Below are 23,009 nucleotides of genomic sequence, written 5' to 3'. Positions count from 1 at the left end.
ATGGACCGGAGGCCGAGTCTAACAAAGGCATGGGGCAAGTTCATGACAAAAAAACAAAAACCCCGCGTTAGCGTGAACCAACGCGGGGTTTTTAGGGGCCAGGATCAGGCCAGCATTACATCATGCCGCCCATGCCTCCCATGCCGCCCATTCCACCCATGTCAGGCATACCGCCGCCGGCAGACTCTTCCTGCGGCTCGTCGGCAACCATCGCCTCGGTGGTGATGATCAGGGAAGCAACAGAAGCGGCCGCCTGCAGCGCGGAACGGGTGACCTTCGCGGGATCCAGGATACCCATTTCCAGCATGTCGCCGTAGGCTTCGGTAGCAGCGTTGTAGCCGAAGGAGCCTTCGCCGTCGCGAACCTTGGCAACCACTACAGAAGACTCACCGCCTGCGTTGTATACGATCTGACGCAGAGGAGCTTCCATGGCACGGCGCAGAATATTTACACCGGCTTTCTGCTCTTCATTGATAGCATCTACCTTGTCCAGAGCCGCGATCGCACGGATCAGGGTAACACCGCCGCCCGGCACAATGCCCTCTTCTACCGCAGCGCGGGTAGAGTGCAGCGCGTCTTCAACGCGGGCCTTCTTCTCTTTCATTTCCACTTCGGAACCGGCACCAACCTTGATGACGGCAACACCGCCAGCCAGCTTGGCAACACGCTCCTGCAGCTTCTCCTTATCGTAGTCGGAAGAGCTGTCTTCGATCTGCTTGCGAATCTGCTCAACGCGAGCTTCGATGTCCGCCTGTGCACCAGCACCGCCGATGATTGTGGTGTTTTCCTTGGTGACGTTAACACGCTTGGCTGTGCCCAGGTCGTCCAGGGTGGTGTTCTCAAGAGTCAGGCCGACTTCTTCCGAAATCACGGTACCACCGGAGAGAATCGCGATGTCCTGCAGCATTTCCTTGCGACGGTCACCAAAGCCAGGCGCCTTCACGGCGTTGACTTTCACGATGCCACGCATGTTGTTAACTACCAGAGTAGCAAGCGCTTCGCCTTCGATATCTTCAGCGATGATCTGCAGCGGCTTGCCAGCCTTGGCAACAGATTCCAGCACCGGCAGCAGTTCGCGGATGTTGGAGATCTTCTTGTCTACCAGCAGGATGTAAGGGTCTTCCAGCTCGGCAGACATGTTGTCCTGGTTGTTGATGAAGTACGGAGACAGGAAACCACGGTCGAACTGCATACCTTCAACCACGTCCAGCTCGTCTTCCAGGCCACGGCCTTCCTCAACAGTAATGACGCCTTCCTTGCCAACTTTCTGCATCGCATCGGCAATAATCTTACCGATGGTCTCGTCGCCATTGGCAGAGATGGTGCCAACCTGAGCAATCATCTTGCTGTCGTCGCAGGGCTTGGCCATCTCGCGGATCGCCTTCACAGCTTCGGTAGTGGCCTTGTCGATGCCGCGCTTCAGATCCATCGGGTTCATGCCGGCAGTAACCGCCTTCACGCCCTCGTTAACGATGGACTGAGCCAGAACGGTTGCCGTGGTGGTACCGTCACCAGCTGTATCGTTAGCCTGGGAAGCCACTTCCTTCACCATCTGGGCGCCCATGTTCTCGAACTTGTCAGACAGTTCGATTTCCTTGGCGACGGAAACACCGTCTTTGGTGATGGTCGGCGCGCCGAAGGACTTTTCCAGAACCACGTTACGGCCTTTCGGGCCGAGGGTCACTCTAACTGCGTCTGCCAGTACGTTGACGCCTGCGACCATGCGCTTACGTGCGCTATCACCGAATTTAACGTCTTTTGCTGCCATATCTTCTATTCCTGTTCGTTAAACCGAAGTCGTTGAATCAATCGGATTAATGAGAGTTCGTGCGATTCGCTTCAGCGATCACTCAAGCACGCCGTAGATGTCGCTCTCGCCCATGATGAGGAGCTCTTCGCCATCGATCTTGACGGTGTTACCGGCGTACTGACCGAAGACCACGGTGTCACCCACCTTGACCGCCAGTGAGCGGGTTTCGCCGTTATCGAGGATACGACCGTTACCAACGGCAATCACCTCGCCTTGGGAGGGCTTCTCTTTGGCGTTACCCGGCAGCACGATGCCACCTGCAGTTTTCTCTTCTTCTTCCTTACGGCGCACGACAACACGATCGTGTAGCGGACGAATTTTCATTGCTCGGCTTCTCCAATAGTCAGATTAATGTGGCAATGACATTGTTGATGTAAGTCGGATCAGCTAAGCCTGACCCGACAAATTGCCCGGCCAGATAACCAACTGTTTTCAGTGGAAATCAGCCCGCAGCGAACTTGTGGTTTCTATTTGGGGTAGCAGGTAGGTGTTTTCAACACCCCGGAGAGAAAATTTTTCACTTTTTTTCGATCCGGTCCCGATCGGATTCGGTCTCGTCCTGATACTCGCCTTCGATGATGTCGCCATTGCTGTCACGATCAAACGGGCGTTGCCTTCCGAACGGATTCTCCCGGCCACCAAACGGATCCTGTCCAAACGGGTTCGAGCCACCACCGGCACGAAAATAGAAACTGCTACTCCGACTTTGACCAGCCACAACCATGCGCTTGAGCGCCTGTGCGGCGAGCCAATGCCGGGTACCCGGAATCAGACAGAGGAAGCCAACGGTATCGGTAATAAAACCCGGCGTCAGCAACAGGGCGCCGCCTACGGCCAGGATCAGCCCCTCGGCAACCTCTTTGGCAGGCAGTTCACCACTATTCAGACGCTGATTGGCCCGCAAAAGCGTTGCCAGACCCTGCTGGCGAAGTAGCCACGCACCAATAACGGCCGTCAGCAACACCAGCCCGATGGTATTAAGCACACCAATCATGCCGCCCACCTGAATCAATACCGCCATCTCGGCGATTGGCATAATAATGAAGAGAAAAAGGAAAACGGACAAAGTGCCTCCATTGTTTCTGATCCTGTCGGGTTACGCTTCGCTCACTGTGCCGTTCACCGGCAAACCCGACCTACGGTACCGGCCCGTGCATCAAGAGCAGGTCGGATTAGCGAAGCGTAATCCGACAAGGCTAAACCCCACCATAGTCGTATTTGGTATACTCCGCGCACAAAAAATAACCGCACAGACGCACAGCAACCGTAAAACCACCTGATAACAGTAGTTAGGGCAAAACATGAAACTTCAAGATTCCGTGATTGCAATTACCGGCGGCGGCCAGGGCCTTGGCCGCGCCATGGGTGAATACCTTGCGGCCAAAGGCGCAAAAATCGCGCTCATCGACCTGATGCCAGAGAAACTGGACGAAGCCGTCACCGCATGCGTGGCCGCAGGCTCTGAGGCCAGAAGCTACGTTTGCAACGTGGCCAAAGAAGAAGACGTTGAGAAAACCTTCGAAGCCATCGTCAACGACTTCGGGCACCTTAACGGCCTGGTCAACAACGCCGGCATCCTCCGGGACGGCCTGATGGTCAAAGTGAAGGATGGCGAAGTTGAACGCCGCATGGAGCTGTCCCAGTGGCAGGCCGTTATCGACGTCAACCTCACCGGTGTGTTCCTCTGCGGTCGCGAAGCTGCGACCCAGATGATCAAGAACGGCGATCAGGGCGCGATCATCAATATCGCCTCCATCTCCCGCGCCGGCAACATGGGCCAGAGCAACTACTCCGCCGCCAAAGCCGGCGTTTCCGCCCTGGTACCCGTCTGGGCCAAAGAACTCGCCCGCTACGGCATCCGCTGCGCCGGCATCGCCCCGGGGTTCATCGAGACCGAAATGACCGCTTCGATGAAACCGGAAGCCCTGGAAAAAATGACCGCCGGCATCCCGCTGAAGCGCATGGGCAAACCGGAAGAAATTGCCTCTGCTGCGGCGTTTATTTTCGAGAATGACTATATGTCCGGGCGGATGCTTGAAGTGGATGGGGCTTTGAGGCTCTGATCTGGCAGCAAGAGTAACCGGCAAGTGTCGGATTACGGCCCTTTGCGCCTAATCCGACCTACTACCAATCAGATTTATGGTTGCTTTGCCTATTCCGGCCTACGGTTGCCATTGGAATTGGCGCATGGGGACGCGGCCGTTGGTGATCTCTACGCCTTCACCCCTCAATTTGCCAACCTGAGTTTCGTAGGCATCCGAGCCTTCGGGGAAGGCAATCTGGCCATTGCTGCGGATTACCCGGAACCAGGGGATGCTGTGGCCGGCGGGCAGCTTGCCCAGGGCCCGGCCTATGTATCGGGCCTGACGACCCAGACCGGCCATGGCTGCGATCTGGCAGTAGCTGGCTACGTTGCCGGGCGGGATGGCGGCGACGACTTGCCAGATTTTTTGGTCTTTTGTTGGTTCTGACATGTTTTCCGGGTCTCGCTCTTTGTCGGATCACGCTTTGCTAATCCGACCTACGGCACTAATCCGACCTACGGTTCTGAGTTTAAATCCTCGCAATCGTAGGTTGGATTGGCCGTAGGTGTAATCCAACGGCTTCTGTCGGATTACGCTTCGCTAATCCGACCTACTTTCTGAATCTGCATCAGGTTTGGCTTCATTCTTTGGCGCAAGCGCATCCAGGCGGCTCCCTTGCCGAATCATGAAAATGGCCAACAGAATGGCAGGCACGCCCATTATGCCGGCCACCAGGAAGAATTCCGCGTAACCAAAGCCGGCCACGACAATGCCGGAGAAGCCCCCCAGAAACTTTCCGGGCAGGGTCATCAGAGAACTGAACAGGGCGTACTGCGTTGCCGTGAACGAGGCGCTGGTCATGCTGGAGAGCCAGGCGATCAGGGCCACGTTAGCAATGCCGCCACTGAGGTTATCGGCGCTGACCACCGCCGCCAGGGTGGCAATGTTGGGTGGGTACTGGGCCAGAACGACAAACAGGAGGTTGGTGGCGGCGGTCATTGTTGCCCCCAGCAGAAGAATGCGACGAACGCCGTAGCGAACCACCATAACCCCGCCAACGAGAGAACCGGCAATGGTCATGAAGAAGCCAAAGATCTTGGTCACATCCGCTACCTGGGTTTTGCTGAAACCCATAAAATCCAGGTAGAAGGGATTGGCCATCACACCCATGGCGATGTCCGAGATCCGGTAAACGGCAACCATGAGCAGGATGACCAGAGCCAGTTCCTTGTACCGGCGAAAGAAATCCAGGAACGGGCCGGCCACAGCGGCATAGAACCAGCCAACCAGCCTCGCCAGTCGGGGCTTCAGATGGGTGCGTTTGGCGGCCTCCTGCTCGATCTTGTGAGCAATGTCCTGGGCGGCGGCAAAGTGGTTTACGGTGGGCTCGCGAACGATCAGAACGGTCAGAGCCCCGACACCCACGAGGGCTGCCATCACTTCATAGGACACCTGCCAGGACCAGAATTCCGCCAGGTACAGAGCACCGGCGCCGGCCACCAGCAAGGCCAGACGGTAGCCAAAGATGTACGTAGCAGCCAGGGCGGCCTGGAGCCGTTCCTCGGCAATCTCGATGCGGTAAGCATCAATTGCCACGTCCTGGGTGGCGGAGGAAAAGGCCACCAGCAGGCCACAAAGGGCCATCATTTCCGGCGCTGCCGTGGCATCCACGTGAGCCATCAGGTACAACCCCGTGGCGATACCTGCCTGCGCAAAGATAATCCAGCTTCGCCGCTTGCCCAGCAGCCGGTCGAGCAACGGCAGCTTCAGGCGGTCTACTACCGGCGCCCAGAACACCTTGATGGAATAGGTAATACCAAGCCAGCTGAAAAAACCGATGGTGGCGGTTTCCACTCCGACATCCGCCAGTCGGGCATTGAGGGTGGAAAACACCAGCAGGAACGGCAAACCTGCCGAAAAGCCCAGGAATAACAGGGCGATCACCTGCCAACGGGTGTAGGTGTAAAGCGTATCCCGAATCAGGGTCAGGCGGGTGCCGGTTAAGATGGTGAAGCCTCCGGATCAGTCGCGGAAATTATTGAACTGCAGCGGGATGTCCAGCTCAGCTTCCCTGAGCATGGCAATAGCTTCCTGGAGATCGTCCCGCTTCTTGCCGGTCACCCGCACCTTGTCGCCCTGGATACTGGCCTGGACCTTCATCTTCTGGTCCTTGATCATCTTCACAATCTTCTTCGCCATATCGGTTTCAATGCCCTGCTTCAGCAACAGGTGCTGTTTCACCAGCTTGCCGGACTTGCTGTCACCATCTTCCGCCAGGGCGCGTGAATCGATATTGCGCTTGGCAAAGGCCATACGCAGCATATCCAGCAACTGTTCGAGCTGGAACTCCTGCTCGGCACTGATGGTGATGCCCTTGTCGTCCAGCTCAATGTCAGCTTCCACGTTCTTGAAATCCCAGCGATTGCCCAGCTCCCGCTTGGCCTGGTCGACCGCATTCGTGACTTCGTGCATATCGATTTCTGAAACAATGTCAAAAGAAGGCATGGTCGTTATTCTCCAACAGGGTAAGAAGGTATACTTCTGCAATTTGCTGGGGATGATACCAACCCCCGACAACTCCCGCATCTGACAATGGACTGGTAAAAGTAGATAACAATGCCAAATCTGGACCTTCCCATCCTCGTAGTAGACGACGCGAAATTCAGCAGTATGGTGGTTGGCCGCACGCTGCGAAATGCCGAATATCGCGACGTACGCATCGTTAATAACGCACCGGAAGCCCTGCAGCTGATCGAACAGCGCCCGGTAAGCGTGCTGATTGCAGACTGGCTGATGCCCGAGATGGATGGCCTGGAACTGACGGACCAGGTGCGACAACAGGACGAACAGAACAATCATTACACCTACGTGATCCTGCTCACCGCCCGGGAAAGTGTAGAAGCCCTCTCGGAAGCCTTCGACCGGGGCGTAGATGATTTCATCTACAAGTCCGACATGACCAAGCAGCTGATCCCCCGCATCTTTGCGGCAGATCGCATGGCGGATCGCCAGAACACCCTGCTGAAGGCAAACTCCCTGCTGATCGAGAACAACCGGGAACTGGAATCCACCAACATCATTGATCTGGAAACCGGCCTCTGCAATACCAAATACGGCCGGGAGCGCCTGACCAAGATGCTCCGCCATGCTGAATCCCGCGGCGGTTGTTCCGCCTATGTACTCTGCGGCCTTCGCAACTGGCAGGAACTGAAACGCAAACATCCGCCCACGGTGATGAGCGAACTGGCCATCGGCATCGCCCGCCGCCTGAGCACCCTGATTCGCCCCATTGATGCTTTGTGCCGGGTTGGCGACAACCAGTTCGCCATCATTGCCTACTTCCCGAACAGCGACCACTGCACCACCACCGCCTTCCGGCGCGTGTTCGACGGCATCAACCATAAGGCCCTGAAGACCACGGCCGGCTATATTTCCGTGGAAGCAGGCATGGTGCTGTGCAAAGCCGACGCCCAGAACGGCACACCCTCGATCCAGGATATGGAGCGAGCAGCGGTGCAGGGGCTGGTGGATGCCTACGATACACGGCGGTTTACCGAGACCGCGCCGGAAGTCAGTGCAACGGCATAACCAGTCTGTCGGATTACGGCTTTGCCTAATCCGACCTACCCTTCCCTCCCGATTCAGGAGATCTCCGTAGGTCGGATTAGCGCAGCGTAATCCGACAACCAGGCTCAGCCTTGGCGACACATTCGGTAACACTGATACACACTTCACAAACAGACAGGAAAGCCCGGAAGACTTATTCTGAAATTGTGGATTTAAGCAGTATCCCCCATGGCGGAGGAGCCGAGTAGTACCTCCGCCGCCATATGGGGAATCGAATCCACCGGATTAACGAATTTTTCAGGCACTTTCGTTCTTTCCTTGTTTTTTGGGCCAGCTCTTTAGCTGGCCTTTTTATTTTCACTCCCAGACGTTTCCGCACCAGTTCCGTTATACTCCCGCTATAACGACTCCAAAAACAGTGCTGCAACCATGAAAACCCTCGGAACCGCCTCCGTCGCCGCCCTGCGCCAATACGTTCGTGCTGCCGAATCTTCCGGCGTGGATATCAACCGCCTTTTTGACCAGGCCGAACTGGACCATAACATCCTCGACACCGATGACGGCCGCATCAACGGTGAGCAGTTCCAGCACTTTATCCGTTTATTGTGCGAGCAAACCGGCAACCCAATCCTGGGCCTAGAAACCGGCGACTTTGTCCAGCCTGGCTCCTACAGCGTCCTCGGCTACATCACCATGAGCTGCGCCACCCTGGGCGAGGCAGTGGCACTAATAGCGCCGTTCGAAAAACTCGTCGGAGATATGGGCACCACCAGCCTCGCCATGAAAGGCGAAGACATCAAACTGACCTGGAACTGCAACTACACCGACCCTGTCGTTCGGCCGCAACTGGTGGATAACGTGTTCGCCTCCTGGGTGAACTACGCCCGCTGGCTTGCGGACAATCAGGAGGCGTCACCCAGCTTGGTAAAACTCCGTCGGGCCTCTCCGGGCTCAGAATTTGAAACGGCCTACCAGGAACGCTGGCACTGCACGGTCACTTTCTCAGCAGATGAAGACAGCATCACCCTCAAGAAAAGCCTGTTGGAAACCCGACTCAGGCAACCGGACCCTCTCCTTCGCAAAACCCTGGAAGCTCATGCCCTCAGCCAGTTGGCCTCTCTGGACACCGACAGCGACCTGACTTCGAAGGTCCGCCACAGCATCCAACAACAACTGATGCACGGCATCACGCGACAGGACATGGTGGCAGAAGACCTGGGCATGACCAGCCGGACCCTGCAGAGAAAACTTGGCCAGGAAGGCGTGTCTTACCAGAAACTGTTAGATGAAGTGCGGCAAAAAATGGCCGAGGACTACCTCCGCAACAGCGAACTGGCCATTCCGGATATTGCACTGCGGCTGGGGTACAGTGAAACCACGTCGTTTCACCGGAAATTCAAAGCGGTAACGGGGAAGACGCCCGGAGAGTTCCGGGCGTCCGTAGAGCAGACTTAAAGCTTGCGGCCTTTCCCTGCAGCAATCCGCAGGCGTAGGGCATTCAGCTTGATAAAGCCTTCCGCGTCTTTCTGATCGTACGCACCCTGATCTTCTTCAAAGGTGGCAATCTTCTCATCGAACAGAGAATCCTCAGATTTACGGCCAACCACGTCCACATTGCCCTTGTAGAGCTTCAGACGAACAGTGCCGTTCACATAATTCTGGGTCTGATCAATCAGCGCCTGCAGAGCCTCACGCTCCGGGGACCACCAGTAGCCGTTGTAGATCACTTCGGCGTAGCGCGGCATGATGCTGTCTTTCAGGTGCGCCACTTCGCGGTCCAGGGTAATGGACTCGATGGCACGGTGGGCACGCAGCATAATGGTGCCACCCGGGGTTTCATAGCAGCCACGGGACTTCATGCCCACATAGCGGTTCTCGACGATATCCAGCCGGCCAATACCGTTGGCACCCGCCACCTTGTTCAGGGTTTCCAGAACCACGTGGGGCTTCATGTCCTGACCGTCGATGGCAACAATGTCGCCCTTCTTATAGGTCAGCTCAACATAGGTCGGCTCATCCGGCGCGGCTTCCGGAGACACACTCCAGCGCCACATATCTTCCTCGGCTTCCGCCCAGGGATCTTCCAGGTTGATGCCTTCATAGGAGATGTGCAGCAGGTTGGCGTCCATGGAGTACGGGCTCTTGCCCTTCTTCATTTCCACCGGGATGTTGCGCTCTTCGCAGTATTGCAGCAGCTTCTCGCGGGAGTTCAGATCCCACTCACGCCAGGGCGCAATCACCTTCACACCCGGCTTCAGCGCGTAAGCACCGAGCTCGAACCGCACCTGGTCGTTGCCCTTGCCGGTTGCGCCGTGGGAAATGGCATCGGCGCCGGTTTCATTGGCAATATCGATCAAACGCTTGGCAATCAAAGGACGGGCAATGGACGTACCCAGCAGGTACTCACCCTCGTAGATGGTGTTCGCGCGGAACATCGGGAACACGTAATCGCGCACAAACTCCTCGCGCAGGTCCTCGATGTAGATTTCCTTAACGCCTAACGCCTCGGCTTTCGCCCGCGCAGGCTCAACTTCCTCGCCCTGGCCGATGTCGGCGGTGAAGGTCACCACCTCACAGTTATAGGTATCCTGCAACCACCGAACGATTACGGAAGTATCCAGGCCACCGGAATAGGCCAGCACCACCTTTTTGATATCAGACATGCCCTTGCTCCAGACTGAACAGAATGGATGTGTTGAAAATAAGGGCAGTATTGTACGGGAGAGCGGGGGGAATGGCTATTGGGCCGGAACATGGGGTCAGATGAAAGCGTTCATCTGACCCAGACTTCAGCTAGATCAACAGGACTGTTCAAACAGCCTGTTGCTGACCAATAGCTTCTTCACGAATACCGTCCCAACCTTCTTTAACAGAACGAAGAAGGGTCAGAACCTCATCCAGCTTGGCCAAATCATTCCTGGCACTGGCTTCCAGAAGTGCCCGCTCCATGTAGTCATAAAGCGCTTCTAGACGCGCAGCCAGATCGCCACCCTGTTCAAAATCCAGGAAGGAACGAAGCCCGCCAATAATTTCAATGGCCTTATTGATCAGCTGGGCCTTGCCAGAGTAATCCTTTGCCTGGATCCGGGACTTGGCCATGTTGATGCGCTCAATGGCACCGTTATACAAAAGCTGGATCAGCTTATGGGGGTCCGCATCAGTGATGCTGGTTTGGGTGTTTACGCGCTGGTATGCCTGTAAACCGTTCATATCAGACCTCTTCGTTCGCTAACCGGCTAATCGCCGATCAGTTGTTGTTCCGGTTGTTTTGGGGTGCAAGCGCGGCAAGCTGCTGGCTTACGTAATCTTGGGTGCTGTTGAGCTGGGAAATTAATGAGTCCGCCGCCGTAAACTGGCTTACCAGACGCTCACGATAAGCTGCAATTCGTTCTTCCAGCCTTGCCTGATTCTGCTGAATCTGCTCAAGGTCACGGTTAAGGCTTTCTGTGCGTGATTCGAGAGCACCGTCAGCGCCAACGAAGCTGGTCACGAGATCAACCGTGCGCTCTGCCACACCCTCTACAAAGGTAATTGAGCCACGGTTTCCGGTCTGATCGCCCAGAATACGAACTTGAAGGCCAGAGGCACCGCCATTGCCGTTGTCAAGGAATAGAACCTGACCGTCGCCCTGGGCTGTCCGCCCACCAATTGTGCCGGCGACGTCAGAACCGGCAGTTCCAGTGGCAACAGACAGGCCATAGGCAGATCCATCCTCCGCAGAAGTAATACTAACATTGGACTCGCTGCCATACTGAGAAGAGGTAAAGGTAAACTCACCGCCAGCTCCAACACCTACCTGTACTGATGAACCTGAAGCGTTGAGCGCGTTGTTGGCATTAAGCTGAACCTGGAGCTCATCAGCCAACTCTTGGGCCGAGTTGTAGGTTTGTTGAGTCAACTGAACGCTGACGGAGGTTTCTCCGTTGACCTGAAACGTCAGATCATCGTTCGTTCCGTCGACAGTGATCGGAGCAGTAACAGCAGACGCGCCCACAAGGCTCCCCTGACTCGCGGCCTGGGTGATGTTGACAGTGTATTCTCCAGGTTCGGTATTCACCCCGCTTCGGACAAATTCCACCTGGCTATCACTTGCTCGCCCTTGCTCAGCGAATAAAGCCGTCACGTCGTCCGGATTGTTTTTAAGCTGCTCTTCGAACTTCGCTCGGTCAAACTCAAGGCCGCCAGTCTCAAAATTGGTGGTAATGCCAACGTCGGCCAGGCTTCGAACACTTGCACCTTCAAGCCCCGGAACAACCCGAGTCAATATTTGGCGCAGCTGGTTCTGGATACCCCGAACTGTACTATCACCGGTGAGAAGCCCCCCAACGCCAGCTTCAGCGTTGAAGCCGGCAAGGCTATCAATCGTCCCCTGGAGGGAATTAAATTTGTCCACGAACCCCGCAACACGATCAGCTACAGCACCATAGTCTTGCTGGACCTTAACAATGGAAGTTCCAGTCGCTGCGATATCGAAAGTAAGACCATCAATCACATTTTCGAAGTTATTGGTAGAACGAGTGACTTCGACTCCATTTATCTTCATGACGGCGTCAGAGGCTGCGATCGTTTCATTCAAACCCGAATCCACATCCATCCCGGGGTTGAAGGCAAACCGCGAAAGGCCCTGGTTATCTGTATCGGTACCGCCTGAATCCCCCGAAACAGAAATACTCACAGCGTTATCTGTGCCCGTGTCATCAGCAGACAGAACCAGCTGGAAACCGTTACCTGTGTCGATGACGCCAGCTGATACGCCAGCATCCGCCTCGTTAATGGCGTTGGCCAGTCCCTGAAGCGTGTCATTGCTGTTATCAATCGTGATATTCGTGGTGTTGTTTCCAGCGGAGAGAGTGAGCGTTCCCTGGCCGACACTTGTTGAGTCCCGGTCCGCAAAAACGTCTCGAGACGCAAGTGCCTGGGCACTAGCCAAACTGGTCACTTCCACGCTATACGTACCGCGGCTAGCTCTAGCACTGTCAACGGATACAGCAATATCTTCATTCGAAGAGTTCGCAGAGAACGCCTTCATGTTATCTGGCGCACTCAACTGCCTCATAGGAAGGCGTAGTTCGGTGATGGCACTGCGCAACTTCCCGTAGGCCGAGATAAGCGCTTGAGTTTGTTCCGTTTTTCGGGCAAGACGGTTTTCAGTCGGCGCTCGTTCGGCCTGAACCAACTGATCAACCAGGTCTGACGTCAAGACGCCGGAACCGATACCCAAAGATGAAATACTTGCCATAACCATGCCTCCTCAAGGGGGCCAATCCACTCATTGTTCAAGTTATCGGCAAAATGCGGCAAAACTTTGCCTTTTTCTTTCCCCGATTTGTAACGGCTTGTAAAAAACAAGCTTGACTCTTAACGCAGAGCACCGCCGGGCCCTCTCGGGTGCGGCGGTGCTGAAATACCGATGTTCACATTAGCGCAAAAGCGGCAATCGCTTACACTTTGATGTTAAACAACGTCAGCGGCTCATCCTGCTGCAAGTTTTCTGCCAACCTCATTGCCACCTCATCTGGAATCTGGCGAATGACTTCCTGGGTTTGCTGGTCTACTACACGAACAACCGTCTGACCCAATTCGTTATTCACTTCAAACTGCAGATCCCGCTGGACATTCTGAACGTATCTGTTCAGCTGCGAAACCGCATCATCAAGCTCTTCCCGCTGGGCCTCATTCTGCTTCTGAAGCTGTTCCGTTCTGGAAACATCCTGCGTTTGAGGAACTGTAGATGTGGGCGCAACGCGTCCCGCATTCGAAAGGGCAAGGTCGGAGGCATTCCTGCCTTCGGCCTGAGATGACGAAATTGCCCGAGCCGGTGGTTGGTCACTGGTACGAACCAGCTTCAGATCCGGGCTATTCAGGTTAACGTCATTCATAGCTTACCTCGCTATCCTGGAACGGCGCTAAGCCGGAACCCGAAGGTTCCGGCTATTCCCGTTATGCCCCAATTACTGCAGGAGGGACAAAACCTGCTGCGGGCGGGCGTTCGCCTGCGCCAGTACAGAGATACCGGCCTGCTGCAGAACCTGGGACTTGGACAGTTTCGCAGTTTCCGCTGCGAAGTCTGCATCCAGGATCCGGCTGTTTGCCGCACTCAGGTTTTCAGAAGTAGTCGCCAGGTTGGCAATTGTGCTTTCGAAGCGGTTCTGGATCGCACCAAGGTCCGCACGGATTGAATTGACCCGGGAAAGAGCAGAATCTACAACTGCGATTGCAGATGCAGCGCCATCTTCACTGCTGATATCAATCTGGGCAACCGTGTTTGCAGAACCATTGTTAACGGTGTTTGCAGCACTGTTAAAGATTGAACCTGCGTCATCTCCCAGACTTGAGCTAGCTGAGAACGCCTGATCGGCAGACAGTTCAACTGTACCAGTCACAACTGTGGAGTCTGTGTTGCCAGCAGTAGTGTTTGCGGAAGCAAGCTCAATTGCTGTTTGAGCGGTTGTCCCGTCACCAGCACCTGCAACATCAATCGTATCACCGTCAGCTGCGCCCAAGAAAGTCAGGCCAATGTCCTTACCAGTGGACTGTGAAAGTACAATCTCGTTACTAGAGTTGATCTCCGCGGAAACACCTGTTGTACCAGCCAAGCCATTGATTGCATCAGCAAGCGCGGAGAGATCACCTGTAGTTACACTTGCAGTGGCTGTGGCTGACTGACCACCGCTTTCAATAGTCAAGCTCACCGAGCCACCAGCACTCAAATTCGAGAGAGTCGCTGAGGTCGAAGCCGTCGCAGACACGCCTGTGGATCCGGAGATATCATTAATCTGACCGGCAACCTGCTCTGCAGACTCCCCACCAGTGAGGGTGAAAGAACCCTGGGCTACAGGGCCATTTATGGTCACATCCTGACCAGCAACAGTGTTTGTTGCCGGAATTGCAGTTGCCGGGTTTGCAGCTGTACCCAAACCGAAATTCGCATCTTCACTACCTGCAGTCAGCGAGTAGTTAGCGAGGTCAGTAGTCTTTGCACTGCCTACATCAACGGAAATGGTTTGATTGGCGTTAGCGCCTACCTGGAATTTCTGAGCACTAAAGCTACCATCCAAAAGATTCAGGCCGTTAAACTGAGTTGTCTCCGCGATCCTCTGCATCTCCTGCTGCAGTTGATTCACCTCAGACTGAAGGGCGGAACGATCAGACGAAGAGTTTGTGGAGTTGGCTGACTGAATAGAAAGATCGCGGATACGCTGCAAAATGTTAGTGGTTTCTTCCAGGGCACCTTCCGCAGTTTGAGCCAGAGAAATACCGTCATTGGCGTTACGCTGAGCAACATTCAGTCCCGAAATCTGGGATTGAAAGCGAGTAGAAATTGCAAGACCAGCCGCATCATCTTTGGCAGAGTTAATTCTCAAACCCGAGGACAGTCGCTGCAGGGCCTGATCAGACAGGCTCTGAGACTTGCCCAGTTGGTTCTGAGCGGAAAGTGACGCAACGTTAGTGTTAATACCGAGAGCCATTATGCTTCTCCTTCGACAGGTGTCGTTATTTCATGAAAAAGGTCTGGCGCCCTTTTTTCACTTTGGGAGCGCCGCCCTGTTACACCGCTTAACGGCCCCCCCTTCCTATCCTTTAGAAAAAAAAGCCCAAATTTTGTAAAGGAATGTAAAACCGCTTAAAAAGCGGCAAACGCATGCCAGAAAAAAAGAATCCGTAAACGGAACGGCGAGTCAAAAAACACCCAAACCATATAATTTTTAGCTTTATGTTCAATTTCTTAGCGTCATATTGTCGAAAGTGGCACGCCCTTCGCTTAATCAGAGGAAAACGGCAATCAAACGAATACCTGCCGGTCACTCGTTGCCCTTTTTACGGGAAGACGACCAGCCGGCACCTCTGAGCAGGGAGAAGAGACATGCCTCAGATCATCAATACCAACATTGCGTCACTCAACGCACAGCGAAACCTCAATGCCTCGCAGGAGGATGCCAACGTTGCACTTCAGCGTCTTTCCTCGGGTTTGAGAATTAACTCTGCCAAAGATGATGCCGCAGGCCTTGCGATCTCCGAACGCTTCACATCTCAGATCAAAGGCCTCAACCAAGCAATCAGGAACGCCAATGACGGCATATCCCTCGCCCAGACGGCAGAAGGCGCTCTTGGCGAATCCGGTAACATTTTGCAGCGCATTCGTGAACTGGCGGTTCAGTCTGCCAACGCCACGAACTCCGCTTCCGACCGGAAGGCTCTACAGTCTGAAGTTAACCAGTTGAAAGAAGAGCTCGAACGGATTGCCACCACAACCGAGTTCAACGGGCTCAAGCTGTTGGATGGCACTTTCCAGGCTCAGAAATTCCAGGCGGGCGCCAACGAAAACCAAACCATTGCCGTATCTATCGAGGGCGCTCGAACTGACGATCTGGCAAACAATACTCTGTCAGCGACAAACGCAACTCTGAACCAGGGCACCGGTTCCACCACGGCAGCAAACGCCACTCTCCCGACCCAAAACACAATAGCGAGCCAAAACCTCACTATCTCAAGCTCGCTGGATAGTCAGGTGGTCCCAATTGGAGCCGGGGATACAGCTGAAGAAATAGCTGCCTCAATCAACGATATTGCAGCAACAACCGGTGTCAACGCTACAGCGCGAACCTCAGCGACACTCAGCAACACGGCAACAACACCGATTGCCGTGCCACAAACTGTATCCCTCACCATTTCTAACGGCAGCAGCTCGGCAACCATTTCAGCACAAATCACTGATGCCAGCGATTTGTCGGCCATAGCACGCGAAGTGAACGCAGCCTCTGGCAAAACCGGTATTACTGCCGAAGTGGAAAACAACGGCAGCATCACACTGGTTCAGGACCAAGGCAAGGACATCACGATCGAAGACTTTACCGCGTCTGGTTCCCAGCAGCTTGCTGTTCAGGGTAGTGGCGACCCAAGCGCTATCGAGTTGACCAGTGGAGGCACCAACGCTACCCGAATCGCTGGCGAACTGACTCTCGATTCATCGGTAAGCTTTGCAGCCACCTCAGACGCGACTCTGGCTGCAGGCAGCGTTCTGAATAGTGCTCAAAACATAGCGGACGGCTCGACACCGGAAGCCGTATCAGGAATCGACATCAGCACTGTTGATGGGGCAACCAGCGCTCTTGCCGTCGTCGATGCCGCCCTTGAGACAATCAGCGGCATTCGTGCCGACCTTGGTGCAGCTCAGAACCGACTCGAATCCACAATCGCAAACCTGAGCACTACCTCCGAGAACCTCTCGGCAGCCCGCTCTCGTATCCGCGATGCGGACTTCGCGGCGGAATCCGCCGAACTGGCCCGAACCCAGGTCCTGCAGCAGGCCGGCCTCTCGGTTCTGGCCCAGGCCAACGCCAGACCGCAGCAGGTACTGCAGTTGCTGCAGGGTTAAGCCTTAACAGTGAATCCAAAACAACCGGGCTAATGGCCCGGTTGTTTTGGTTTGGGATCGCACTTATTACCGAAGTAGCTCGAACAAACGCCAAGTGGTAGACTAAGGCCCTTAGACTAAGTTTAGGTGAAGATCGATGGAATCGATTAACATGCACGAAGCAAAAACCCGCCTTTCACAGCTTGTAGCCCGTGCAGCCAAAGGCGAGGCCTTCATTATTGCAAAAGCTGGCAAACCCGTCGCCCGCGTAACCGCTTACGATTCTCCGGAAGAAGGCCAGCAGAAGAGGATCGGCTTCATGGCAGGTGAATTCACCGTGCCAGACGATTTCGACCGAATGGGTCAGGATGAAATAGTCGACATGTTCGGAGTCTGACGTGAACCTGCTTTTGGACACTCACGTTTTGCTCTGGGCGGCGGCTGAGCCCTCCAAGTTATCCCCACGGGCTACAGAGCTGATTGGCAATGAAGAAAATCGCTTGTTTTTCAGTGCTGCCAGCCTGTGGGAAGTCGTGATCAAGAACGGCCTGGGCCGGCCGGATTTTCGGGTTGATCCCCATTTGCTGAGGCGCGGCCTGGTCGATAACGGCTATTCGGAATTGCCGATCACCTCGCAACACACACTGGCGGTAAGTCACCTACCGGATATACACAAGGATCCCTTTGACCGGATTCTGGTTGCCCAGGCAGAGATTGAGGGCTTTTTGCTACTTACCTCTGATGAGTTGGTTGCACGCTATCCGGGGCCTGTTCGGTTGATTTAAATATCTTCCTGAATTTGTCGGATTACGGCTTTGCCTAATCCGACCTACCGAGCTAATTCCACCTCCCTTAATATTGCCACCCGTCGCCTCACTAAACTGGCACACCTTTCGCAACACCTCACCCAAAGCACGGCAAACCGTCAAAAACTGCAGACCTTTGCCGCTCCCAACTGCGGCTGTATTCACGAGGTGTCCCATGCAAGCCAAGCATCAAGTTCAGGTTTCCCAATCCCAACAGGCCCAGGTTGCCCGCCTGCTTCTGCAGGCCAATCTTGCCTACGGGGAGTCTAACAGCAACGGCCTCAGCCATATCCAGCGGCTGAAGGCCCGGCAGGAGTGTCGGGGCTACCTGAACGAGGCTCTGGCACTGGAGCCGGAGAACGCTGGTGGGCTGGGACTGCTTGGCCGCGTGGAGATGGACGATGGGCAGCTTGAGAAGGCACACACCCTGTTCAACGCCAGCCTGGACCATCAGCCGGGCCAGGTGCAGCAGTATTGCAACCTGGGTTACTGGGCCCTGAAAACCGAGCGACCGGCGCTTGCAGAGCAATATTTCCTGCAGGCCCTGGACTGCGACCGGCAATCTGCCGCCGCTTTCTGTGGCGCTGCCCATTCCAAGCGGTTGCAGGGGCAGTTCGATGTGGCCTACCTGCATTACCGCAAGCTGCTGGAAACCGGCAACGAATGGGATTCCGTCTACAGCGGCATGCTGACCTGCGCCCAACATCTGGAAGTTAACAAGGCGGATTCCGCCCTGGCCCACGATGCTGTCACCCTCCTCCAGAGGGAGGGTTTGCCGCATCAGGAATTGGGCCGGTTTGTCAGCGCCATTATTCATCACCAATATGGCCTTGATAACCCGGACGCACAGATTTCCCTTGAGGCCGCCAGCGAAGACGAACTGCTGATCCTGGCCCTGCAGAAAACCCTGATGCCCAATCCGGCGGTGGAAGAACTGGTTACCCTGCTGCGTTGGGCGATCATTGCCGAAGTGGCACAAACCGTTGAACTCCGGGATGAACTGCAGCTCCTGACGCTGGCCATCGCTCAATACGCCGACAAAACCGGCTATGCTCTGGCTGCTGAAGACGATGAAGAGCGACTGGTCTCTGCCATCAACGACAGCATCCAGGCCCAGTTTGCCCTCGGCGAGGAACAGGACGGACTCATCGGATCACTGATGATCAGCGCGATGTACGGAGCCCTCTTCCACCAGCCGTTCGCGGTACAACTTGGCCAATGGAACCTGGTGGACTGGCCCCTGGCATTGCAGCCCGTTCTGGCCGCCAGCTATTACGACCGGGCCGAAGAGGAAGCCATCAAGCAGAATTTCGATGAGAAGGCCGAGGAGCTCTGCCTGGAGAAGACCGATGTTCCTCAGGCATGGCCGTCCTGGTCCCAGTTGGCCTATCGTACCGAAAGCAGCCTGAAGACACTGATGGCCAATGAACTGGGGCTGGACACCGAAAATCTCCCGGCCACCCTTCGCATCATGGTGTGCGGTGCCCAGTCTGGCCAGCGGGCGATGGAACTGGCCGGCTATCTGGACGATGTGGAAGTGATCGCGGTGGATGAATCCCTGGCCAACATCGCCAAAGCCACACGCATGGCGAACGAGATGGGTATGGACAACATCGTGTTCTGGCCCTGGTCCATCGCCCAGCGATTCGTGGCGGATGACCATCAGGTGCACTGGATCGAAGTCGGTCGCCTGCCCTCACCGGCCATGACCACCCTTTCGCTTGCCGCCCTGGTTAACCAGGCCACCGGTTCTGGCGCTGTGGTGCACATGCACACGGCTGTTGCAGAGCAAACATCGGGCGACAAACAGATTCGCAAACTGGTTGCCGAGCACAAGCTGCAACCCACCCGCCAGACGCTGCGCCAGTTACGCCGGATGGTTCTCGCCAATCGAAATGATGTCGCCTGGCAGGAACTGATCGCCGACGCCGATTTCTTCAGTCTCGGCGGCTGCCGCGACAGATGGTTCCGGCCCCAGGATACCGCCCAGCTGAAAGAGCTGGTGGCTATGGTAAGCAATGAGGTGGAATGGAAGCTGGTGAAGGCGCGGGATGTGGATGGCCACAGTCTGGCAACCGGGCCGGTTCAGAAGCAGATTCAGGCAGAGGCACTGGGAAGTGAGGTGCAGAGTCTGATGGGGCAGAGTTTGAGTGTTTACTTCCAGCGAAGGAGGTAAAAAAGGAGAACACCTAAATGCCTCGGACCTTGTTCGGGGCGTTTTTGTTTAATGTGAACGGTAAATTATCAACCAGCCTTCAGCGCTGCCTGCGCCTGGCTCAAAACGTCCTCCAGATTGCTTTCCACCACACCCCAAACAATCATCGGATCGATAGTCGCATAGCCGTGAATCAGCACGTTCCGAAAAGCAATCATCTTTTTATAATCGACAAATCGCTCAGCCTTATCCGGGGCAATCTTATGTAACTTACCCATCGCCTCTCCGATAATTTCGAACTGGCGCTCAACGGCAGACTGCAACAACTCATCATTCAGATAATCATCTTCACTGCTACCAGCAACAAAACGCTGAACCTTCTCAGCAGCTGCAAGAATATCGTAAAGGTACTTGAGAGCCTCACGCTGCATACAAGGAATGCCGCTCTTCGAGAACCGAGTCTCTGAAATAAGGATTGGTCAAGGATGCCAGCGTGACCAAATCCACCGGGCGAGAAAACATTGCTTCCAGATCTTCTTTTAGTCCGAAAAACGCCGCAGCTTTTTGTGAGGCGGTTAGCGTTGGATCAAAATCCACAAGAAAATCCAGATCACTATTCTCTTTAAAATGCCCTGTGGCGGCAGAACCAAAAACACCAAACGACATTACCCGGTGCTTTTCACAAAGCAGGCGAATCTCGTCCTGTTTTTCTTTCAGCATTTCCAGTGCATTAAATGCAGCCATACTTTACTCAGTCGTTTGCCGGTATATGTTTGGAGTTTAAACCTTGCCCCCCAGACAATAAAGAAAGCGGCTGCCGGAACGGCCAACATCCTTGTCCTCAGATATAAGGAATCAAAGACTCCCCATACAAATGCAAATCCTCCAGAATATGCCGCCTCTCCGGCGCCAATTCGGGATCCGCCGCCAGGCGTTGCAATTCATTGGCATAAGCCTCCAAAGACCGCCATCCCTTCTTCGGGTGCATTAACCTCTGGCTGCGAAACTCTTCCCAACGCTCCAGCTCCTCACCCATTAGGCTGCCCGGGTAGTTCCTGGCCCGAAAGCGAAACAGCAGTTCCTGCAGACGATCATCCTCGAAGGTCACCTCCAGCTCACCCAGGGTTTCCACCGGCTGCTCCAGCACCCAGTTCAGCTTCTCGCGGTCTGTTTTACTGATAAATCCGCCAGCATAAAGCTGTTCATCCGGATCTGTAAGGTCGCTTTCGTGAGGCTGGTCAAACGCCTCGGCAATCCGGGCCGGCAAGTCCGGGGCCTTGCGCAGGATGGCCAGGTTGGCGCGCAGGGTATCGCCGTCCAGCGCCAGCTCTTCCAGCCGCCCTTTCGACAGCGTGGAAAGCATGTTCGCCGGCGCCAGCACCGGACACTTGTTCAGTTGCACACCTTTCAGCGGAAAACGGCTGACGCCCTCCCCCAGTTCCGCCTGAGAAGTAAATACCCGCTCACGAATCTGCTCAGCACTGGCATTGATCAACTCGCTGGGATCTTCCCGAAGGTCAAAGACAATCACCAGGTTCTTGTTGGTGGGGTGCTCGGCAACCGGCGCAACCAGTGCGCAGCAACCCCGGCTGGCCGGGTACTTGGCGGAAATGTGGAAAACCGGCTTCATGGTGGCCGTATCCAACATGGCCCGGGCGGAGTGTTTGTCTTTGTTCTGCAGAACAAAATCAAAGAGCTTTGGCTGTTTTTTCTTGATCAGTTTCGCCACCTCAATGGTCGCCTCAACGTCCGACATGGCATCATGGGCGGCTTCGTGGGCGATGCCGTTGGCCACCGTCAGCTCCTCCAGTTTGAAACTGGGACTACCGTCTTCCTTGCGGGGCCAATTGATGCCTTCCGGTCGCAGGGCGTAGGTCAGGCGCACCATATCAATGATGTCCCAGCGGGAATTGCCGTTCTGCCATTCCCGGGCGTAGGGGTCGCGCAGGTTGCGGTAGAGGGTGTGACGGGTCACTTCATCGTCAAAGCGCAGGCTGTTGTAGCCCACCACACAGGTGCCGGGCTGGCTGAAGGCTTCGTTGATCTGAGCGATAAACTCCGCCTCGGGAAAGCCATCTTCCAGGGCCTTTTGTGGAGTAATCCCGGTAATCAGGCAGGCTTCCGGCGATGGCAGATAGTCGTCCGCCGGCTTGCAGTAAATCACCAGCGGATCTTCGATGATGTTGAGATCCGCATCCGTCCGCACGCCGGCAAACTGGGAAGGCCTGTCGTGAACCGGGTCTACCCCGAAGGTTTCGTAATCGTGCCAGTAAAACGAGCGGATCAAGGGACTAAGCTCCTGCCGAATGAGTTAAATACTGGCAAGAGTTTAGCATTTAAAACAATTGGGTACCCATATCCTCCCTATGGGTCTGAAGTCGCTCCACACCCTGGCCAATCAACTGGCCCATTTCGAGCTTCATGCTCGTAGGCAGGTTAATAAAAACGCCTTTGTCGGCGTTGATCACATTGGCGCCATCCGGGCTTTGCCAGTCCACACCTTCACGCTGAAAACCAATGATGAAATCGTCGGTGAAATCGGTAACGCCGTCAGCGCCTTCTTCACCAACAATAATCGACTGTAAATGCGTCAAAGGCGCACAGTTGGTAGGGTTGGACGAGGCACAATCGGCAGGCGCGGCAGCAGGGTCGTCGATGCCGATATGGCTAGCCCGGTACTTGGTGGCCTGGGTGTTCGCATCAAAAAGGGTGGCATCATACTCCTGATCGCCGCTTACCAGTTTCAGACCAATATCGCCACTGAAACTGCTGGTCAGCGAAGAAACCGAACCTCTCGCCTGCCCGAAGCCCATCCTGAAACCGGCCAGCTCATCGTTAGCGTCATTTGCCAGCTCGATGTAAGGCTTGAACGCCTCGAAATGAACCGTATCGCCTTCATTGTAAGTGCGGCCGTTATATTGAACGCCATCATTTCGGGCAATATGTCCCAGCGCCACGTGCTGGGCGGCAAAGTCCACGCCACCGTCAATTTCACCGGCCTTCACATCATCAATGTTAACCCGGGTCTCGACGTCCATGCCCAAAGTCATTCGGGTGAACTGATGACCGTCGACACCGCCGTCAATGTTCTCGATCTGCATAAAAGCCTGCCCGGTCACCTCGCCCATTATTTCCTCAGAAATGGGCTTCAGCTCGGCCTGGGCAATGGGCGCAATACCCAGGCAGAACAGGGTGACGGCAGCGTATCCATACGCCAGCTGTCTCATAGCTTTGTGTCTCTGAAGAACCATTATTATTTTATTTGCCGCAGGCACACTATAACCAAGGCAGA

At 55.2% G+C, this 23,009-nt stretch carries 22 protein-coding genes; 7 read left to right on the top strand and 15 right to left on the bottom strand.

What is annotated here, in order from left to right; translation table 11 throughout:
* Positions 1–115 precede the first annotated feature (115 nt).
* The 3 genes from groL to CFT65_RS08975 all read right to left on the bottom strand — a co-directional run bounded on the left by groL (position 116) and on the right by CFT65_RS08975 (position 2,876).
* The gene (gene groL / locus CFT65_RS08985; RefSeq protein ID WP_088827708.1) at positions 116–1,768 is read right to left on the bottom strand and encodes a chaperonin GroEL; all 1,653 of its coding nucleotides are present in this window, start codon (positions 1,766–1,768) and stop codon (positions 116–118) included.
* Positions 1,769–1,846: 78 nt separating this feature from the next.
* Positions 1,847–2,134 (bottom strand): co-chaperone GroES, encoded by a 288-nt coding sequence (groES, locus tag CFT65_RS08980; protein WP_088827707.1) that lies wholly within the window; start codon positions 2,132–2,134, stop codon positions 1,847–1,849.
* A gap of 193 nt (positions 2,135–2,327) precedes the next feature.
* A complete protein-coding gene (locus CFT65_RS08975) occupies positions 2,328–2,876 on the bottom strand; it encodes an FxsA family protein (RefSeq protein ID WP_088827706.1) in 549 nt (182 codons plus the stop codon).
* Between the two features lie 235 nt (positions 2,877–3,111).
* Here CFT65_RS08975 and CFT65_RS08970 point away from each other — a divergent pair, with 235 nt between their 5' ends.
* Positions 3,112–3,873 (top strand): SDR family oxidoreductase, encoded by a 762-nt coding sequence (locus CFT65_RS08970; RefSeq protein WP_088827705.1) that lies wholly within the window; start codon positions 3,112–3,114, stop codon positions 3,871–3,873.
* Between the two features lie 99 nt (positions 3,874–3,972).
* On the opposite strand, the gene CFT65_RS08965 is transcribed toward CFT65_RS08970, so the two are convergent.
* From CFT65_RS08965 to CFT65_RS08955, 3 genes are all read right to left on the bottom strand, one after another.
* A complete protein-coding gene (locus CFT65_RS08965; protein WP_088827704.1) occupies positions 3,973–4,284 on the bottom strand; it encodes an MGMT family protein in 312 nt (103 codons plus the stop codon).
* A 150-nt stretch (positions 4,285–4,434) separates the two neighbouring features.
* Positions 4,435–5,778, bottom strand: a complete 1,344-nt coding sequence (locus CFT65_RS08960) for an AmpG family muropeptide MFS transporter (RefSeq protein WP_172408446.1) — start codon at positions 5,776–5,778, stop codon at positions 4,435–4,437.
* A gap of 78 nt (positions 5,779–5,856) precedes the next feature.
* Complete coding sequence (locus CFT65_RS08955) at positions 5,857–6,339, bottom strand: YajQ family cyclic di-GMP-binding protein (protein WP_088827703.1); 483 nt, start codon at positions 6,337–6,339, stop codon at positions 5,857–5,859.
* A 111-nt stretch (positions 6,340–6,450) separates the two neighbouring features.
* On the opposite strand from CFT65_RS08955, the gene CFT65_RS08950 reads away from it, so the two are divergent.
* Positions 6,451–7,422, top strand: coding sequence for a response regulator (locus CFT65_RS08950; protein WP_088827702.1), 972 nt, complete (start codon positions 6,451–6,453; stop codon positions 7,420–7,422).
* A gap of 408 nt (positions 7,423–7,830) precedes the next feature.
* The gene (locus tag CFT65_RS08945; protein ID WP_088827701.1) at positions 7,831–8,856 is read left to right on the top strand and encodes an AraC family transcriptional regulator; all 1,026 of its coding nucleotides are present in this window, start codon (positions 7,831–7,833) and stop codon (positions 8,854–8,856) included.
* Here the strand turns inward: CFT65_RS08945 and CFT65_RS08940 are convergent.
* The 5 genes from CFT65_RS08940 to CFT65_RS08920 all read right to left on the bottom strand — a co-directional run bounded on the left by CFT65_RS08940 (position 8,853) and on the right by CFT65_RS08920 (position 14,870).
* On the bottom strand, positions 8,853–10,064 hold the full coding sequence (locus CFT65_RS08940; RefSeq protein ID WP_088827700.1) for an argininosuccinate synthase: 1,212 nt from the start codon (positions 10,062–10,064) through the stop codon (positions 8,853–8,855). The two genes, CFT65_RS08945 and CFT65_RS08940, sit on opposite strands and share 4 nt — an antisense overlap.
* 148 nt (positions 10,065–10,212) lie before the next feature.
* On the bottom strand, positions 10,213–10,611 hold the full coding sequence (gene fliS / locus CFT65_RS08935; RefSeq protein ID WP_088827699.1) for a flagellar export chaperone FliS: 399 nt from the start codon (positions 10,609–10,611) through the stop codon (positions 10,213–10,215).
* A 37-nt stretch (positions 10,612–10,648) separates the two neighbouring features.
* A complete protein-coding gene (gene fliD / locus CFT65_RS08930) occupies positions 10,649–12,640 on the bottom strand; it encodes a flagellar filament capping protein FliD (protein WP_088827698.1) in 1,992 nt (663 codons plus the stop codon).
* Positions 12,641–12,842: 202 nt separating this feature from the next.
* Positions 12,843–13,280: a flagellar protein FlaG gene (locus tag CFT65_RS08925; RefSeq protein ID WP_088827697.1), complete on the bottom strand. Its 438-nt coding sequence runs from the start codon at positions 13,278–13,280 to the stop codon at positions 12,843–12,845.
* A gap of 72 nt (positions 13,281–13,352) precedes the next feature.
* Entirely contained in the window at positions 13,353–14,870 is a 1,518-nt protein-coding gene (locus CFT65_RS08920; protein WP_088827696.1) for a flagellin, read from the bottom strand.
* A 395-nt stretch (positions 14,871–15,265) separates the two neighbouring features.
* On the opposite strand from CFT65_RS08920, the gene CFT65_RS08915 reads away from it, so the two are divergent.
* The 4 genes from CFT65_RS08915 (at position 15,266) to CFT65_RS08900 (ending at position 19,738) form a co-directional block, all read left to right on the top strand.
* Positions 15,266–16,777, top strand: coding sequence for a flagellin (locus CFT65_RS08915; RefSeq protein WP_088827695.1), 1,512 nt, complete (start codon positions 15,266–15,268; stop codon positions 16,775–16,777).
* A gap of 136 nt (positions 16,778–16,913) precedes the next feature.
* A complete protein-coding gene (locus CFT65_RS08910; RefSeq protein ID WP_088827694.1) occupies positions 16,914–17,153 on the top strand; it encodes a type II toxin-antitoxin system Phd/YefM family antitoxin in 240 nt (79 codons plus the stop codon).
* 1 nt (position 17,154) lies between these two features.
* On the top strand, positions 17,155–17,541 hold the full coding sequence (locus CFT65_RS08905; RefSeq protein ID WP_088827693.1) for a type II toxin-antitoxin system VapC family toxin: 387 nt from the start codon (positions 17,155–17,157) through the stop codon (positions 17,539–17,541).
* A 196-nt stretch (positions 17,542–17,737) separates the two neighbouring features.
* The gene (locus CFT65_RS08900) at positions 17,738–19,738 is read left to right on the top strand and encodes a hypothetical protein (RefSeq protein ID WP_088827692.1); all 2,001 of its coding nucleotides are present in this window, start codon (positions 17,738–17,740) and stop codon (positions 19,736–19,738) included.
* 68 nt (positions 19,739–19,806) lie between these two features.
* Here the strand turns inward: CFT65_RS08900 and CFT65_RS08895 are convergent, their stop codons facing one another.
* From CFT65_RS08895 to CFT65_RS08880, 4 genes are all read right to left on the bottom strand, one after another.
* Positions 19,807–20,148, bottom strand: a complete 342-nt coding sequence (locus CFT65_RS08895) for a DUF86 domain-containing protein (RefSeq protein WP_088827691.1) — start codon at positions 20,146–20,148, stop codon at positions 19,807–19,809.
* Positions 20,138–20,461 carry a nucleotidyltransferase family protein gene (locus CFT65_RS08890; RefSeq protein WP_088827690.1) on the bottom strand — a complete coding sequence of 108 codons (324 nt, stop codon included), beginning with the start codon at positions 20,459–20,461 and terminating at the stop codon, positions 20,138–20,140. The genes CFT65_RS08895 and CFT65_RS08890 overlap by 11 nt, the downstream gene beginning before the upstream one ends.
* Positions 20,462–20,558: 97 nt before the next feature.
* A complete protein-coding gene (gene sbcB / locus CFT65_RS08885; protein ID WP_088827689.1) occupies positions 20,559–22,004 on the bottom strand; it encodes an exodeoxyribonuclease I in 1,446 nt (481 codons plus the stop codon).
* 49 nt (positions 22,005–22,053) lie between these two features.
* Positions 22,054–22,944, bottom strand: coding sequence for a hypothetical protein (locus CFT65_RS08880; RefSeq protein ID WP_088827688.1), 891 nt, complete (start codon positions 22,942–22,944; stop codon positions 22,054–22,056).
* Between the last annotated feature and the right edge of the window lie 65 nt (positions 22,945–23,009).

This window comes from Marinobacter sp. es.048 (assembly GCF_900188435.1).
In the GTDB taxonomy this organism is placed as follows: Bacteria; Pseudomonadota; Gammaproteobacteria; order Pseudomonadales; family Oleiphilaceae; genus Marinobacter.
Note: the sequence above shows the minus strand (reverse complement) of the source record. Positions and strands in the feature narration are given on the sequence as shown.

Bases quoted from the DNA above. Each gene is read 5' to 3' on its own strand.
- groL (WP_088827708.1), bottom strand. From the start codon at position 1,768: ATGGCAGCAAAAGACGTTAAATTCGGTGATAGCGCACGTAAGCGCATG.
- groES (WP_088827707.1), bottom strand. From the start codon at position 2,134: ATGAAAATTCGTCCGCTACACGATCGTGTTGTCGTGCGCCGTAAGGAA.
- CFT65_RS08970 (WP_088827705.1), top strand. From the start codon at position 3,112: ATGAAACTTCAAGATTCCGTGATTGCAATTACCGGCGGCGGCCAGGGC.
- CFT65_RS08965 (WP_088827704.1), bottom strand. From the start codon at position 4,284: ATGTCAGAACCAACAAAAGACCAAAAAATCTGGCAAGTCGTCGCCGCC.
- CFT65_RS08955 (WP_088827703.1), bottom strand. From the start codon at position 6,339: ATGCCTTCTTTTGACATTGTTTCAGAAATCGATATGCACGAAGTCACG.
- CFT65_RS08950 (WP_088827702.1), top strand. From the start codon at position 6,451: ATGCCAAATCTGGACCTTCCCATCCTCGTAGTAGACGACGCGAAATTC.
- CFT65_RS08945 (WP_088827701.1), top strand. From the start codon at position 7,831: ATGAAAACCCTCGGAACCGCCTCCGTCGCCGCCCTGCGCCAATACGTT.
- CFT65_RS08940 (WP_088827700.1), bottom strand. From the start codon at position 10,064: ATGTCTGATATCAAAAAGGTGGTGCTGGCCTATTCCGGTGGCCTGGAT.
- fliS (WP_088827699.1), bottom strand. From the start codon at position 10,611: ATGAACGGTTTACAGGCATACCAGCGCGTAAACACCCAAACCAGCATC.
- fliD (WP_088827698.1), bottom strand. From the start codon at position 12,640: ATGGCAAGTATTTCATCTTTGGGTATCGGTTCCGGCGTCTTGACGTCA.
- CFT65_RS08925 (WP_088827697.1), bottom strand. From the start codon at position 13,280: ATGAATGACGTTAACCTGAATAGCCCGGATCTGAAGCTGGTTCGTACC.
- CFT65_RS08920 (WP_088827696.1), bottom strand. From the start codon at position 14,870: ATGGCTCTCGGTATTAACACTAACGTTGCGTCACTTTCCGCTCAGAAC.
- CFT65_RS08915 (WP_088827695.1), top strand. From the start codon at position 15,266: ATGCCTCAGATCATCAATACCAACATTGCGTCACTCAACGCACAGCGA.
- CFT65_RS08910 (WP_088827694.1), top strand. From the start codon at position 16,914: ATGGAATCGATTAACATGCACGAAGCAAAAACCCGCCTTTCACAGCTT.
- CFT65_RS08900 (WP_088827692.1), top strand. From the start codon at position 17,738: ATGCAAGCCAAGCATCAAGTTCAGGTTTCCCAATCCCAACAGGCCCAG.
- CFT65_RS08895 (WP_088827691.1), bottom strand. From the start codon at position 20,148: ATGCAGCGTGAGGCTCTCAAGTACCTTTACGATATTCTTGCAGCTGCT.
- CFT65_RS08890 (WP_088827690.1), bottom strand. From the start codon at position 20,461: ATGGCTGCATTTAATGCACTGGAAATGCTGAAAGAAAAACAGGACGAG.
- CFT65_RS08880 (WP_088827688.1), bottom strand. From the start codon at position 22,944: ATGAGACAGCTGGCGTATGGATACGCTGCCGTCACCCTGTTCTGCCTG.